The organism is Listeria sp. ILCC796 (genome assembly GCF_900186175.1).
Taxonomy (GTDB): Bacteria; Bacillota; Bacilli; order Lactobacillales; family Listeriaceae; genus Listeria; species Listeria goaensis.
In genome coordinates this window covers 15,355-30,209 of sequence record NZ_FYBV01000003.1, presented here as the reverse complement: position 1 = coordinate 30,209, position 14,855 = coordinate 15,355, and the positions used below count along the sequence as shown (strand labels likewise).

The window sequence follows — 14,855 nt, the reverse complement described above, 5'->3', positions numbered from 1 at the left end:
CTTTATTTCGCTACACTCAGCTTCTTTTTTGTGAAGCCCAGCTAGCTTTTCCAAAAAACCTTCGTTATACTGAGGATAAACGCTATAAAAAGGAGGAACAACATGAATCTTGAGTCGGTTATGAACGAGCTCGCGGCGCTAGGGAGTGAGCAGACGAAGAAGACTTTGCTACGTCATGATGTGAACGAGCCATTGTTCGGTGTGAAAATTGGAGATATGAAAAAACAACTTGTGAAAAAAGTAAAAGCTGCGAATTTGGCACACGCCCTTTTCGAAACCGGAAATTATGATGCACAGTATTTAGCGGGCTTAACGTGTGACCCAAAGCAACTTACAAAAGAAGATTTGCTTCACTGGGCAGAAATTGCCAATTCGAAAAGCATTCGTGAAGCAATTGTCGCAAGCCTTGCAGCAGAAACTCCGTACGCTACTGCCCTCGCCAATTATTGGCTTCACGAGGCACCAAAAGAACTTGAAAGCACTGGCTGGAGCTGCTACGCAAATTACCTTTCCATCGCGAAAGACGAAGAAATCAATAAAACCGAAGTGCTTCATTTGTTAGAAAAAGTCGAAAAAACAATCCACGACGCAAGAAACAACGTCAAATACACCATGAACAATTTTGTTATCTGCACCGGAACCTATTACCCACCCCTTCTTTCGCAAGCAGAATCTGTTGCCAAGAACATCGGCACAGTCTATGTGGATATGGGCAACACCGCGTGTAAAGTCCCCGTGGCATCTACGTACATTCAAAAAGTCATCGAAATGGACCGCATTGGCAAAAAACGCAAACGCGCCATTTGCTGAGCATAAAAAAAAGAGTGCTTTTAGGCACTCAAGTAAGGTTAATTCCAACTAAAAACAAAAAGACCCTAGCCAAGATAAGATGGCTAGGTCAAAAGGTTGAACAGCTCGTTTTGTAATTAAAGGAATACTTATGATGAGGCATACAGTGTTTTCCTCATCACAAGTAATATCTTACCAGACTTCACCGCCATTTTCTGTAGACATTTTTTGAACAATCGCGCAAAAATAATCCCCTTTTTTGTTCATTTTGAAGAAAGCTAGTGCGGATTATTACAAAAACAGCGGGTTTTACCCATTTTATCCCCGCAAACAAATTGCATATGCAATCACTATACAAACACACATAAAAGCAAAAATCATTTCCGCAGATGCACTGCGCTTCTAATGATTTTTGCTTTTTTAGAATGTGTAGTTTTGTAGTTAAAAAAACTAGTTTCCCAATGCTAAATTGCAGCCATATTTCATAATATGTAGACTAGAATACCACAAAAATGCAGAAACTGTAGTTTTTATGCACGGATTAAAACTTTATGTATGGAACACCCTAAAAATACGCCTCCTGTATTTCCATCTCACAATGCATAGATTAAAACACTGCCGAATTGGGCCAGATACGTTCTGATGTGGATTTACATTTCATAATACATAGATTAAAACAAATAGAAGCTTTAAAAGAAATTGTAGAAGAAGCGCATTTACATTTCATAATACATAGATTAAAACGTGTCTTTCTCGGCGTATCCCCAACCGTCAACTTTTGTATTTACATTTCATAATACATAGATTAAAACAATTCAAAGTTTTAAATCAAAATACGATCCAAATTACATTTACATTTCATAATACATAGATTAAAACATGTTCGCGCGCGTCGTTCGCTTGGTCTAAATCCCTCATTTACATTTCATAATACATAGATTAAAACACAACAGGGACAAGCTTATGCCGACAAACAAATCAATTTACATTTCATAATACATAGATTAAAACTGAAACATGGCAAGTTATAAAATATTAAAAAGATTTAATTTACATTTCATAATACATAGATTAAAACAGGTACCCTCGCGAGCCCTACTCCCATCTTACCTCAAAAAGGCTTTTCTGTCGACCTCTGATTTTCGGGAGTTATTTTTCAAGTTTTCCTTAGTTTCACAAACAAAAAAACTTGTTATCCATTCTGCCAGAACGGATAACAAGTTTTTGTCGACCCCCAGGTGTTTTTACGCTATCTAGCATCGACAGATTAGAAAAAATTAGATGTCTTACTATCTTCAAGACCTAAAAACTCTTTTTCTAGCCACTTTTGATTGCGACTATTAAAAATAATGACAGAGTCCCTCTCTTTTCGAATATGTTGATTAAGTTCAAGCTTTAGTTGCATGAGAAGCGCTGGTGTAACCTCCCCTTCAAAAACGGACTTTTGAATGTGTGTTAAATATTTTTTACAAGTTTTAAAAATCTTACGCGCAACTTTCGCACTGCCCTCGCCATTTGGAATATCATAGATTAAGATAATATACATAAAATCACCACCACATCTTAAAACCTTGATAAGGCTCATCTTCCATTAAAGTTTTAACAATTTTATAACATTCCAAACGAATTAAGCGACGGTAGGAAACATTTCGCTTTAAATCCCGATGACGAAGTGTTTCTTTTAACCTTTCATCATACGCTTGTAGCACTTTCTTTTGACCACTCGGTTTTATATAATAGAAATTGGCTTTTTCCTCAAAGTCGCCCTCCGTAATCGTATTTTTATTCAACAAAGAAAAAATTAATCGATCACCTATTATATGTTCCAGAGTAAAACCGTAGTAATTAAAAATATGTACGGGAATCTTTTTCTCTGCTAAATAATTTAAACACTTCGTATTCGTCGTAACCTCACCAAACAAATAAATATCCCGTGTCAGCTCAATCTTCTAATTCGCATTATGCCACCTTAGAAAAACTGAGTTTCTTTCTCCCTTTCTTTTCGTGTCACGCCAATTTCTTTATCATACAAGCACTCCATAATATTAAGCCGTTTATATTCTGACAGTTTAAAGGTATCGCTCTCCGATTTATCATACCAATACGCCGGAACATCCACTTGCAAATCCTTTATTTCTTCCCATAATTTCTGCCTTTCAAGTTTGCCAAAAGCATTTTGATATTTTTCCATAAGCATATTATTTTCCTCAAAAATCTTTCTCGGAATAACCGACACCGATTGAATATTGCGGAATAACTCTCTTGCCTTTTGCTTATCTAGTTCATACGCGCACATATCCTTCAAGTATTTAATATTATTTTCAAGCTCTTCATTATACATCGTCCCAGCTAACTTCTCATACGAATAAACCTCATCAATCAGCCGCATCTTCTCGCACTCCAACAATTTCCCATCAAGCCCAGAAATCGCTTCTTTAGAAAACTTAAAAATGTCCTTATCAACAACATAACCAACACCACTACACCATTTCTCACCACCATCATACACAAAAATATTGTTTTCAGCCGGATTTTCGCGTTTTCTATAACAACGTCCCATTCTTTGAAACAAACCATTTATGTCAGAAAGCTCCGTAAACAACAAATCGAAGTCAATATCTAACGAGGCTTCCACGACTTGTGTCGCGACCCAAACACCCGTAAAATCCGCTTCTAGCTCTCCGTCACTTAAAATAGCTTCCTCTTTTTGACGGCGATCTCCGCGAATAAATTGGCTATGGAACAAATGGGTATTAATGCCAGCATTTCGTATGGCAGTAAATATTTCTTTCGCTTTTTGCACCGTATTGCAAATGACTAAAACTCGTTTTCCAAAAGAGTGCTCTAAAATATCTTGAATATCTATTTCGCGGTGCAACACACGTATTGAATGGCGAAATACGTCAGTAATAAACGGTTTTTCTGGCATAGTAAACTCAAGATTCTCCTGTTTCATGTAATGCGTAACAATTCCAGGCAAAGTCGCTGTTAAAATCGCAAATTTGCCGCCAAAATCTTGAATATACTTAAGCCCAATGACAACATAAGCAAGCAAATCAGGTGAATACATCTGAACTTCATCTAAAATCACCTTACTATAAGATAAAGTTGCAAGTTTATGCTCAAAACCCGGATAGCGATAAACAATATCAAATATCTGATCTAATGTGCAAATAGTAAGCGGTAACGACAATTGTTTCGTCCGCGTCATATATTCATCAATATCATGTTCTTCTTCATCTAACAAATAGCGCGAAAAAATATCCGAATGCAATAAACCAACTTTTTCAGTCGTATTCTCGGTCGAAATTTCCGTTTTCACCCGTTCATAAATACTATTTATCGCCGTTTTTAGCGGTAAAGTGAAAAAGCCTTTCGCATCGCCTATCCATAAAAGCCCTGCTTCCGTCTTACCCATTCCAGTCTGCGCCACCACAACGACATTCTCATTTTGATGCGCATACATAAATTTTTGCAGCGGATTCCACTCTAAAATCCCTTTTTCATCTTTCCAAGCCGCTAAATCCCGCTCCAAAAACCTATTTTCCCACTCAACTGGCACGTCAGCACTAGCCGCATAATCAATCCGATTCAGCAAACCTTTTAAGAGGACGTATTTTTTAAAGTTATCATAATCATTTTCAAAGGTTAGTTCCCCCACAGCGAAAAATTCTGTTTCAAGTTCATCTGCGGGTTCAATTGGTTGCTCCCATTTCGTATAATCAAAATTTGCCGCAGCTTCTTTCAGCATTTTAAACCCTGCTTCAATATCTTTTGTTTTCCCGTGAAATTTTCGTTCATGATGATAAGCAATCGCTTGAAAGACAACTTTAATATCATTTTTGCTATACCCAAGCTCTTCCAGACGCTCTAAGTCAATAAAAGCTAAACTTAAATAACCGTGAGGAATCTCATTTTCTAATTTCTTTTTACCTGAAAATAATTTAGCTTGAAATAAGTCATTCATCTTACCAAAATCATGTAATAAACAAACATATCGCAACAAATACCAATCAATTTTGATTTCTGGATAAATAGCTTTTAAAATATCATAATTGCGCAGTAATTCGTCTGTATGTTCTTGAATCGTCTCTTTTGGATTTGATTTCGCATAAAACGTCCTCATATTTTCCCTCCAAATTTTAAAAGCGGAGAATCTCAAAATCCCCCGCTCCTCTTTTTTATACAAAAAACACTAAATATCCGTCCGAATCCACCCAGAAATCACGTTTTCGCATACCACGAAATTCTGACATATAAAACACATCTTTTTTATTCCATCTACGGAAAATTTTAGGTTTTTTGGCAGTTCCAAAATTTTCTAACACATAGTTCTTTGGTAAACGATAACGCGTTCCGACCTGTTCTAAACCGTATAATTCTGTCCGCTTCACATCAGTTTCACTCTCAACTGGCACATAAGCCCCGTAATTTTCCGGCAAACCAGCTTGTTTGGAAAGTGTTTTCACATCAACATCAACTTCCTTCGCTTCTATAATCGTCGCAATATCCTCACGACGCCCAAGCGACGGATACTCTTTCGGCCGGCTAAACGCATCTAAAATCACTTCAAAATCTTCTTCTTTTTTGGGTAAAATATGAAGTAAAAGTTCGACGTCAACTAATAGCTCCGCTGTCGCAATCCCCCGACCAACGCCTAGCCCATTAACATCAATTTGATGCCGCCCTTTCTCAAAACTCATACCAGATTTAAATTCATAACGCGTATATAAATCGTTCACTTTTGAAAAATATTTTCCTTGCACACTAATATCCATCTCATGATACGACTCAAAACCAGCCAGCGCATGAACCATGCCAATCACCGTTGAAAACGGCGGAAGCGGATATGTTTCCTTCAATTGGAAACTAGTCGGCTTTTTGTAATTCACAAAATCCTGCCAAAGCTTCACCCTAATTGCTTTCATAATACGCACTTACTTTCGATTTTAAAGCATCAAAAAAGACGGGAACAGCTGTCGCATGCCAAGTTTCACGAATCTCCGTTTCATTATCAAAAATCCCTTTCAAAACACCTGAAAGCGTATCTTGGCGCATCGCCTCAGGCAAGACATCATCGGAAACCGCAACCTTATTTTCCTTCACAAAAACTTCATTTTGGAAAATTGGATTTTTAATATCGTACACGCCACCAATAATAAATAACGGTTTTAAATCCTCTCGGCGACCACGAATATCACGATATAAAAATTGAATCGTATCAAGCAACTTGTTCACCCGGCGCGCCTTTTCCGCATTATCAATTTGAATATCCCCATCAATCCCAATTTGATCCAAATCCATTGTGATTGTGTAGCGATAAAAAGAACGATGAATTTCCGACTGCGCAATATTCATATGCTCCCCAATTTTATCCGCTTGACCTTTATTTGTTAAAAAGTCTAAATCGCCTTTATATGTTTCCATTGATATTGCATTCGAAAGACGAACTTTCGCATTACGCTTTTGGCCACTCGTCCCTTTTTCCGTTTTCATATAACCAAAAAAATCAATTTCTGGATATTTATTAATTTGTGCATTTGCGTCAAATTGAATCACTTTTTTATCGCCACTACCTTCTGCTTGAACTGGTGCAGTCTCCTCACCAAGCTGTTCAATCATATTGTAACGAAGCGCTTGACGTGAGATGTATGTATATAAATCACCATTATCACGTGAAATTTTCTTCAGTGCCGATACATTCCCAATTGATTCCCCGTAATTTGCACTTTCTGCTTGAAAAATAATCGTTGCTGTTAATCCTTTAGTTTTCATTTTGCTTCCTCCTTATTGTTCACATTCGTCTCACCAATTAACCCTGTCAAATAGGCATAACCAATCGTTCTAAAATTATCATCATTATCAAAAATACGTAAGAAAATCTTTGGAACTTGTTTATCTACAGCAGAATAATTTTTAAGTAAAATATCCATAAACAAGCCACGATTCACTGTTTTAACTGCGTTAAGCATCTGATGCGCAATACCTTGTATTTTTTGATCTCTTTTGCGAGATTTTAAATCTTCCTTGAAATAATAGGCATTAGCGCGTACTTTCTCCAAATCTTCAAGCGTAATTGTTTGCGACATATTCCCCGCTCCTCCCGTAAAATAACTATTCATTTTAAGCACAATCATAATATGATGACTATAATAAAATAATTGACCATAATTCGCGATTTTATAATAAACAAGCTTATGAATTAGCAAAAATAGGTTTTGATTATCGAGTAAGTTTTTAATGACTTCCTGAAAGAGATACAACCTATCGTTACCATCTTTGAAATTCATACCAATTAAACTTTTCAGTTCGTCCTCAAAACGATTCATCAATTCAAGGACTGGTTTAGATAACAAATTAAAGCGATAGTTTTCATTTTCATAACGAACAACTTGAATATCAGCTAGCTCATAACGATGCTTTTCAACTTGCTTCTCTTGTACCAGCGAAACAAGGACGCGATAAACGGATTTATTTCTATCATCTAGCCCTGTACTTAAGTCATTTTTCATGGCTTGATTCACATGAACCATCTCTTTAATATTCGCATTGCTGTTAATAAAAATTCCCTCGCGTTGAATAAACGTAAAACCAGCAGGCATACACGCATAAACAAGTCTACAAACTGGACACATCGCCAAATCATTATCTTGATTCCAAATATGCGATGCTTTCCTCGCAACATCAAACCCTGTATTTGTTAAAAAAGAGTAGTCTAGCTTTAAATCTTTTATTTTCGCGTCACAATTGGCACAGTGATACTTATATTTCGTTTTATCCGCCTCTAAATAAGCCTTTGCTGGTTCTACAAAATGATTTTCAAAGTCAATGTAGAAATCTTTCTCTTTCGTATTGCGATTCAAAAAAGAAACGCCCTCCCAATTATTTTTAATTAACGTATAAACGACATTCTTCCCTGCCAAATATTTCCGACCTTTTTCTGATGAGGCGTAATCAATGAGCTTTGTCAGAACCTCGAAGTTTTCTTTTACTTGTGGCAGAATATCTGCCTTAACCTCACTAAAAACGTCTTTCTTTTTCAAATTAATCGGTTTTAAAGTTTTTATTTCTATTTCTGGATCAAAGTCTGTGTCAATTAGTGAAAAAGCAGCTTTATAGCTAGCGCTTGAAAAGTAGTATTTTACTACATTTTTGATATAAAGATTTAAATTTTCTAAATCTTTTTCTGAAAAATTATCAAATTGATTTTCTTCAAACTCAGTTATTTTTTCTTTATATGACACAATCCTATGCCAAGGTAAAACTTTTTCATATGTATCAATCAAATAATCAAAATACTTTTTGGAGAAGTCTTCTAACAATTCCCGATTGACTGACACTCGCTGATTATCAATGTAAGTTACATTTCCCTCACCTACAATGTTAATAAATCCAGAAAGAGCTGAATTAAAAGCCCAATCTGATGTTTCAAATTCCAACATATGTTTTCACCTCCTGTAGCCTAAACCTCGACGAAACCGAAACCTATACCCGTGTTTGAGCCTACTCCATTTCGCAACATTTCGTTCAGCAAATAAGCTTTCCCAAAAACGCCCATCGTCCCGATTGAACAAACTACTTTCATTCCATAAATATCCACTACAGTTTTCTTCATTTGTCGTGTATCAAATTGCAAATCTTGAATATCTTTTTCAATATAACTCCCGTATTTCTTATGCAATTTTGTACAAAGATTACTTTTTAATGTTGCCTCAAAAGCATCATCAGCAAAATAATAGAATGTATCTTTGTACGTTTCTCGATTATGTGACTTAATAATAAGCGGTGACAAGAATTTAAAATACGCTTGCTCCTGATGGATATCAGGCACAGAAACAATTTGAATATCCTTTATTACTAGCTGATTATTTTTAGTGAAATTCAATTTCTTATTACGAAGTCCGCAAAATGCATTATAGAAATTGACACATAGTTCTGTATTGCCCGTTGAAAAATTGAATACGCCTTCATTTGAACCCAACTCAATCATATCCGTTTTAAAAACTGGGTTATGCAAGAACACCGAAAATGTGTAATCTTTTTGTCTATTTGAATGAAAAAGTTCATCAAAAAGTTGTGGATTTTCTTTTTCTAGTCCCATTTTCATAATGCTCAAAAACTTTCTCCGATAATCTCTCGGAATTTCATTTTCTGTAAATTGAAAATTGACTTTTAATCTCATTTATATCCCTCCTCCCTCACTTCATAATAACATATCACATAGAAAAGTTCATTCACTTATTTTCACCATAAAAAGAAACTAGAAGCATCATCGCTCCTAGTTTCTCCATTCAGCTTATTCAGCTGTATATTTTTCAACAAGCTCAACAACTTCTTCAGCTGTTGCTTTGTTTAGTGCTTCGTCAGCAAGTTTAACCATTTCTGTTTGGTCAAGACGTTTGATAAGGGAACGAGATTTCAAGATGCTTGAAGCACTCATTGAGAACTCATCAAGGCCTAAGCCAAGTAGTAATGGAATCGCTGTTTGATCCCCGGCCATTTCCCCGCACATACCAGTCCATTTGCCTTCTTTGTGAGAAGCATCAATGACGTTTTTAATTAAACGTAAAATGGATGGGTTATACGGTTGGTATAAGTAGGAAACGCGTTCGTTCATACGGTCTGCCGCCATTGTATACTGGATTAAATCATTCGTACCAATGGAGAAGAAATCAACTTCTTTAGCAAATTGGTCCGCAATCACTGCAGCTGCTGGGATTTCAATCATAATACCTAATTCGATGTTTTCATTTACGTCAGTTCCAGCCGCAACTAATTTTTGTTTCTCATCAAGTAAAATTGCTTTCGCTTGACGGAACTCGCCAACTGTTGCAATCATTGGGAACATGATTTTCAGTTTACCGTGTACACTTGCACGAAGTAACGCGCGAAGTTGCGTACGGAACAAGTCTTCATTTGCAAAGCAAAGACGAATTGCACGGAAACCTAAGAATGGGTTCATCTCTTCAGGTAATTCTAAATACGGAAGTGTTTTGTCTCCGCCGATGTCGAGTGTACGAACAACAACAGATTTCCCTTCCATACCTTCAAGAACCGCTTTATACGCTTCGTATTGTTCTTCCTCAGTTGGGAAGTTGTCACGCCCCATATAAAGAAATTCAGTACGGTATAAGCCTATCGCTTCGCCGCCGTTCGCTACAACACCTTCTAAATCGTTAGGTGTTCCGATATTAGCAGCTAGTTCAACGTGTTTACCATCTTTAGAAACAGTTTCCTCATTTTTAAGTTTTTCCCACTCTGCTTTTTGAGCCGCAAAGTCAGATTGAACTTTTTTATAATGAGCCACTTGTTCTTCAGTTGGATTGACAATCACATTTCCTTCTAAACCATCAATGATGATTAATTCACCTTCTGCTGTATCAGCGGTTACCTCTTTCGTTCCAACAACAGCTGGAATTTCAAGAGAACGCGCCATAATCGCAGAGTGAGAAGTACGACCACCAATGTCAGTGACAAAGCCTTTAACAAAGTTACGGTCTAATTGAGCCGTATCAGAAGGTGTTAAATCACTTGCCACAACAACCACTTCTTCATCGATTAAAGCTGGGTTCGGAATCGTCACGCCAAGTAAGTGTGACAGGACGCGTTTTCTAACGTCACGAATATCTGCCGCACGTTCACGCATATATTCATTATCCATGGATTCAAACATCGAAATGAACATGTCCGTAGTTTCCTGAAGAGCAGCCTCAGCATTTGTCTTTGTTGATTTAATACTTTCTTCAATTGGCCCAACAAGTTCTGGGTCATTAAGAACAAGTAGATGTGCATCAAAAATTTGTGCTTTATCTTCACCTAAGCTTTTCGCCGCTTGCTCACGAATTTTAGTCAGTTCAGATTTAGAAACATCTACCGCGCTTTGAAAACGTTTTACTTCGCTTTCTGCGTCAGCCACTTCAGATTTTCCAAAAGAAAGATCCGGTTCAACGAGCAGATAAGCTTTCGCAATGGCAATCCCATCAGATGCTGCGATCCCTTTCAACTCTTTTACCATTATTCAGCCAAGCCTTCTTTCTTAAGTACCTCAGTTAAACCTTCAATAGCTTCTTTTTCGTCGCTACCTTCAGCATGAATCGTAATGTCAGCACCTTTACCGATACCTAAAGACATAACACCCATGATAGATTTAAGGTTTACTTTTTTGCCTGTATATTCAATTTGAATATCAGAGCTGTATTTGCTTGCAGCTTGCACCAACAAAGTCGCTGGACGTGCGTGAATTCCTGTTTCATCGATTACTACAAAACTTGCTTGTTCCATAATTACATTCTCCTTTGTAAAGAAATTTATTGTGACCTTTTTCACCAAAATGATTTCTCAGCAAAAAAGGCTATCCCTCAATTAAAAAGAGTACCATGTTTTTGCATCGGTTACAACCATTTCTTGATATTTTTGGCGTAAAAAAATCGCTACCCTTTTATTTTAGCTGAATTCCTTTCGAAACGCAATTTTCCAGTAGTTCCACCGGGCAATTACAGTTTAATAAAACACATTTTATAGCTAATATCGATATTTTTTTAACAATCATTTTCTTGAGAATCCCCAGTGAAACCGTATTATTTGCAATTATTGTGAATTTAGTGCAAACTAGGAGTTAATTTAATAAGTGAAAGAACTTGTTTCCACCTCAAATGTATGGGAGTGATAATAAATGGCTAAAGCAAATGTTGGCGATATTATTGAATTTAAAGATGGACTCACAGGAATTGTAGAGAAAATTAATGAAAACTCGGTTATTGTTGATTTAACCTATATGGAAAATTTTAACGATCTCGGCATCGAAGAAAAAACCGTTGTCAATCATAAAAATTACAAAATTATTCACTCGTCTAAAGAAGATTAAAAAATGGCGCATTAAAACCGCATTATCGGTTGGCGCTTTTTTAATGCCAAAAATAAAATGGGAGCTGAACAAATTGTGAAAAAAGAAAAAATTGCCATCATAGGTGCTGGACCAGGTGGGTTAGCTGCTGGCATGCGCCTTTCTTCAGCTGGCTACGAAGTCGATATTTATGAAAAAAACGCTTTTATTGGTGGGCGTACCAGTCGGCTTACGCTAGGCGATTATAAATTTGACATTGGCCCTTCTTCCATTACAATGCCACACACCTTAACTGCTCTTTTCATGGAATCAAACCGCAATTTAGAAGATTACGTCACACTTGTCCCCGTAGAACCTATGTACAAGCTTTTCTTCAATAATGGGCAAACATTTTCACCCTATCACGACCAACTTCAAACCATCAGAGAACTGAACGAACACTTCCCTAATAATGAGAAAAACTATTTACGCTACATGAATGAAAATGCGAAGAAGTCACTCTACCTCGCGCCGCTAATGATGTCGAGCCTTTCTTCACTTTGGGACTATTTCAAACCTACCATGCTGCGCGCACTTCCAAGCCTTTCCTTAGGTCGCAATTTGGCAGATGAAACTTCGCGTTTTTTCACCGATGAAAATTTGCGACTAGCCTTCTCCTTCCAAGTTCGCAACATGGGCATGAGCCCGTCTACAACACCAGGCATGTATAGCATCATTCCATTTTCCGAATTTTATTACGGCCTGTATCACCCAATTGGTGGGCATAGCCAGCTTTTCAAAGCCATTTCAGACGTCATTCTCGAAAATGGTGGGCGCATTCATTTAAATGCGGAAGTCGAACATTTTTCATTCCACAACAAACAAATTGTTGGCTTTACACTTAAAAGCGGTGAGCACATTCAGGCGGATAAATATATCATTAATACCGACTATGCCTATACGATGACCGAACTCATGCATGACACGCCGCCACCTAAAAACTTGACGAAAAAGAAATTTTCTACAAGCGCATTTATGATCTACTTGGGACTTAATAAAACTCTCCCTTTGGAACATCAGTCCGTTATTTTCCCTGAAAACTACAAGCAATATGAAGATGAATTAATTCATTTGAAAACTTTACCAGAGGATTTTACCGTCTACGTCGTGAACCCTTCCGTTTCCGATACAACAATGGCACCAATTGGTCATACGGCACTCCGGATTATGGTTCTCGTTCCAAATAATGAAAGCCAAATCAATTGGGACAAAGAACGCCAAGCTTTCGAACAAAAAGTGCTCTCAGTTGTTAAAGAACGGCTTCATATTCCCGATTTAGAAGAACATATTGTCGAAAAAAAGGTGCTTACGCCGAAAGAATGGGAGAACGATTTTCATCTTTACCAAGGGGCCATTCACGGCTTAGTTCGGAGCATCAAACAAACTGGTACGGGGCACCCTGTGCATCGCTTGCAGAAAAAATTTCCTAATTTATTTGTCGTTGGCACAAGCGCCCATCCGGGAACAACCTTACCCTATATTATTGAAAGCGCCAATTTTGTTGCCGAACAAATCAAAAAAACGAAAACATGATGTTATCACGTTTTCGTTTTTTTTGATGTGAAATCTGGTTTTGTTTCCAAGCTTAAGTAATAACAAATTGTAAAAATCACATTTGCAATTAATCCTACTACTATCGTTGCCCAAAGATCTGCATATAGTGATAAAAAAATGAAGAAAGCTAAAATAATCCAATAGACCACAACAATTTCAGATTTTAAATCGGGATATTTCAAATTCTCCCAACGATTTGTCAAACTTAAAATAAAGTAAATCATCAAATGGAGAATTAATCCTAGCAAAAACCAATCCGTGATATCCGAAAATTGTAAAATCGTTAAACCATTTCCGAGAAAAGGCAATTGTTTAACTTGTGTGGAAATCGGCTCAACAAGCACTTCAAAAACCATCACCATCGTCGCCGCAATAACCGCGTACATCCCGCCGCGAAGCCAATCAATATTTACTTTCAGCGTAATTTCGCGTGCGATAACGTGCGTCCCCGCGATTAACCCTATCCAAATAAAGCCAAATGTAACTGGAATTCCTTTTATCATAAAACCATAATTAAACGTATACATATCATCCGCAAAACTCAATTGCATCCATTCAATGCAAGTTGTAACCGCAAAAATTAAAATGGTAATAGCTGTCCCAAGTCCTTTCCCGTACTGAACGATGAAAAACACCATCGCAAAAATCCCAGTAAATATAAGAAAGATGGAATGCACACCCGTTATTTTTGATGGTAGGACACCGATTGAAATTAATAAAATGCTTCCTAGAAACCAGAAAATATATAGCCACAATAGAAATTTATAGTTTTTTTCTAACACATCAACACTCCTCTATTGCTAAAAAACAAAATCTTTGTTTCATTATAACAAAATTCGCCGACAAAAGCCGTTTAAAATATGTTTTGTTGCGAAATTAACCATTTTCGATTAAAGTATGGTATAAAGAAGAATTTTTAAGAGGTGTTTTTGTATTGAGGAGCAACAGAATAGATTTCAAGCTAATTACCGGACTTCTACTAGCAGCCATCCTGATTTTCATCACGTATCAATTTTCAAAAAGTTTCTGGTATATGTACGGAGCAAGCATGTTATTTTTACTCAGTTTTTGTATTTTCAATGTTGATTTAAGAAAGAAATTTTCCATATTCAAAGGTATTTTACCAGCTATTTTTTCAGCTATCATTTTATATATTATTTTTTATATAGGCGCATTTATTTTTAAATTCTTACCCTTTGGTTTAAATTCAGCCGTACATAGCGCGTTTAATAAATACGCAACAGATAACTGGTTAGTGTGGATCTTACTTGTCATCGCCATTGTCCCTGGTGAAGAAATTTTTTGGCGCGGTTTCGTTTTAAAAAGATTGCTGGATTCATATGCGAATTGGTTCGCCTTACTCGTTTCATCGATTTTATCAGCCTTGTTCGTTGTCGCAAGTGGTAATATTGCCATGGTCATTGCCATTTTCGTGGCTTCCCTCTTCTGGGGTGCCTTGTACATTTGGCGACCCAGCTTACTTATGTTATATATGTCACATCTCCTATTTGCATTTTTATTACTTTCTGCGTTGCCAATCTATTAAGCATCCTTTTGGGGTGCTTTTTATTTTTGACTAAACGCTAAATTTTTGTTTGTTAGTTACAAAAAATACGAGCAAAATGCTTGA

General features: G+C 36.8%; 14 protein-coding genes and 1 CRISPR repeat array. Of the genes, 4 read left to right on the top strand and 10 right to left on the bottom strand.

Annotated elements, in window-relative coordinates:
* The first annotated feature begins 102 nt into the window (after positions 1–102).
* On the top strand, positions 103–810 hold the full coding sequence (locus tag CFS04_RS04760) for a DNA alkylation repair protein (protein ID WP_088809484.1): 708 nt from the start codon (positions 103–105) through the stop codon (positions 808–810).
* A gap of 563 nt (positions 811–1,373) precedes the next feature.
* A CRISPR array of direct repeats spans positions 1,374–1,868; the repeat unit is 30 nt; unit sequence ATTTACATTTCATAATACATAGATTAAAAC.
* Positions 1,869–2,056: 188 nt separating this feature from the next.
* Here the strand turns inward: CFS04_RS04760 and cas2 are convergent.
* From cas2 to CFS04_RS04715, 9 genes are all read right to left on the bottom strand, one after another.
* Entirely contained in the window at positions 2,057–2,335 is a 279-nt protein-coding gene (cas2, locus tag CFS04_RS04755) for a CRISPR-associated endonuclease Cas2 (protein ID WP_088809483.1), read from the bottom strand.
* A 4-nt stretch (positions 2,336–2,339) separates the two neighbouring features.
* Positions 2,340–2,729 carry a CRISPR-associated endonuclease Cas1 gene (locus CFS04_RS04750; protein WP_304441940.1) on the bottom strand — a complete coding sequence of 130 codons (390 nt, stop codon included), beginning with the start codon at positions 2,727–2,729 and terminating at the stop codon, positions 2,340–2,342.
* 29 nt (positions 2,730–2,758) lie between these two features.
* Entirely contained in the window at positions 2,759–4,915 is a 2,157-nt protein-coding gene (locus CFS04_RS04745) for a CRISPR-associated helicase/endonuclease Cas3 (RefSeq protein ID WP_088809481.1), read from the bottom strand.
* Between the two features lie 55 nt (positions 4,916–4,970).
* Complete coding sequence (cas5, locus tag CFS04_RS04740; RefSeq protein ID WP_205408885.1) at positions 4,971–5,726, bottom strand: CRISPR-associated protein Cas5; 756 nt, start codon at positions 5,724–5,726, stop codon at positions 4,971–4,973.
* A complete protein-coding gene (gene cas7i / locus CFS04_RS04735) occupies positions 5,704–6,564 on the bottom strand; it encodes a type I-B CRISPR-associated protein Cas7/Cst2/DevR (RefSeq protein WP_088809479.1) in 861 nt (286 codons plus the stop codon). Before cas7i ends, cas5 begins: the two co-directional genes overlap by 23 nt.
* Positions 6,561–8,231 carry a type I-B CRISPR-associated protein Cas8b1/Cst1 gene (gene cas8a1 / locus CFS04_RS04730; protein WP_088809478.1) on the bottom strand — a complete coding sequence of 557 codons (1,671 nt, stop codon included), beginning with the start codon at positions 8,229–8,231 and terminating at the stop codon, positions 6,561–6,563. Before cas8a1 ends, cas7i begins: the two co-directional genes overlap by 4 nt.
* Positions 8,232–8,251: 20 nt before the next feature.
* Complete coding sequence (cas6, locus tag CFS04_RS04725) at positions 8,252–8,971, bottom strand: CRISPR-associated endoribonuclease Cas6 (RefSeq protein WP_088809477.1); 720 nt, start codon at positions 8,969–8,971, stop codon at positions 8,252–8,254.
* Between the two features lie 114 nt (positions 8,972–9,085).
* Positions 9,086–10,804 (bottom strand): phosphoenolpyruvate--protein phosphotransferase, encoded by a 1,719-nt coding sequence (ptsP, locus tag CFS04_RS04720; protein WP_088809476.1) that lies wholly within the window; start codon positions 10,802–10,804, stop codon positions 9,086–9,088.
* The gene (locus CFS04_RS04715; protein WP_007472257.1) at positions 10,804–11,070 is read right to left on the bottom strand and encodes a phosphocarrier protein HPr; all 267 of its coding nucleotides are present in this window, start codon (positions 11,068–11,070) and stop codon (positions 10,804–10,806) included. Before CFS04_RS04715 ends, ptsP begins: the two co-directional genes overlap by 1 nt.
* A gap of 391 nt (positions 11,071–11,461) precedes the next feature.
* Here CFS04_RS04715 and CFS04_RS04710 point away from each other — a divergent pair, with 391 nt between their 5' ends.
* Both CFS04_RS04710 and CFS04_RS04705 read left to right on the top strand, forming a co-directional pair.
* A complete protein-coding gene (locus tag CFS04_RS04710) occupies positions 11,462–11,653 on the top strand; it encodes a DUF2187 family protein (protein ID WP_088809475.1) in 192 nt (63 codons plus the stop codon).
* Between the two features lie 57 nt (positions 11,654–11,710).
* Entirely contained in the window at positions 11,711–13,204 is a 1,494-nt protein-coding gene (locus CFS04_RS04705; protein ID WP_162859593.1) for an NAD(P)/FAD-dependent oxidoreductase, read from the top strand.
* 5 nt (positions 13,205–13,209) lie between these two features.
* Here CFS04_RS04705 and CFS04_RS04700 read toward each other — a convergent pair whose 3' ends face one another.
* Complete coding sequence (locus tag CFS04_RS04700; RefSeq protein WP_088809473.1) at positions 13,210–14,007, bottom strand: DUF422 domain-containing protein; 798 nt, start codon at positions 14,005–14,007, stop codon at positions 13,210–13,212.
* A gap of 152 nt (positions 14,008–14,159) precedes the next feature.
* On the opposite strand from CFS04_RS04700, the gene CFS04_RS04695 reads away from it, so the two are divergent.
* Positions 14,160–14,771, top strand: coding sequence for a CPBP family intramembrane glutamic endopeptidase (locus CFS04_RS04695; protein ID WP_088809472.1), 612 nt, complete (start codon positions 14,160–14,162; stop codon positions 14,769–14,771).
* Positions 14,772–14,855 lie beyond the last annotated feature (84 nt).

Coding starts and splice junctions, on each gene's coding strand:
- CFS04_RS04760 (WP_088809484.1), top strand. CDS start 103: ATGAATCTTGAGTCGGTTATGAACGAGCTCGCGGCGCTAGGGAGTGAG.
- cas2 (WP_088809483.1), bottom strand. CDS start 2,335: ATGTATATTATCTTAATCTATGATATTCCAAATGGCGAGGGCAGTGCG.
- CFS04_RS04745 (WP_088809481.1), bottom strand. CDS start 4,915: ATGAGGACGTTTTATGCGAAATCAAATCCAAAAGAGACGATTCAAGAA.
- cas7i (WP_088809479.1), bottom strand. CDS start 6,564: ATGAAAACTAAAGGATTAACAGCAACGATTATTTTTCAAGCAGAAAGT.
- cas8a1 (WP_088809478.1), bottom strand. CDS start 8,231: ATGTTGGAATTTGAAACATCAGATTGGGCTTTTAATTCAGCTCTTTCT.
- cas6 (WP_088809477.1), bottom strand. CDS start 8,971: ATGAGATTAAAAGTCAATTTTCAATTTACAGAAAATGAAATTCCGAGA.
- ptsP (WP_088809476.1), bottom strand. CDS start 10,804: ATGGTAAAAGAGTTGAAAGGGATCGCAGCATCTGATGGGATTGCCATT.
- CFS04_RS04715 (WP_007472257.1), bottom strand. CDS start 11,070: ATGGAACAAGCAAGTTTTGTAGTAATCGATGAAACAGGAATTCACGCA.
- CFS04_RS04710 (WP_088809475.1), top strand. CDS start 11,462: ATGGCTAAAGCAAATGTTGGCGATATTATTGAATTTAAAGATGGACTC.
- CFS04_RS04705 (WP_162859593.1), top strand. CDS start 11,711: ATGGGAGCTGAACAAATTGTGAAAAAAGAAAAAATTGCCATCATAGGT.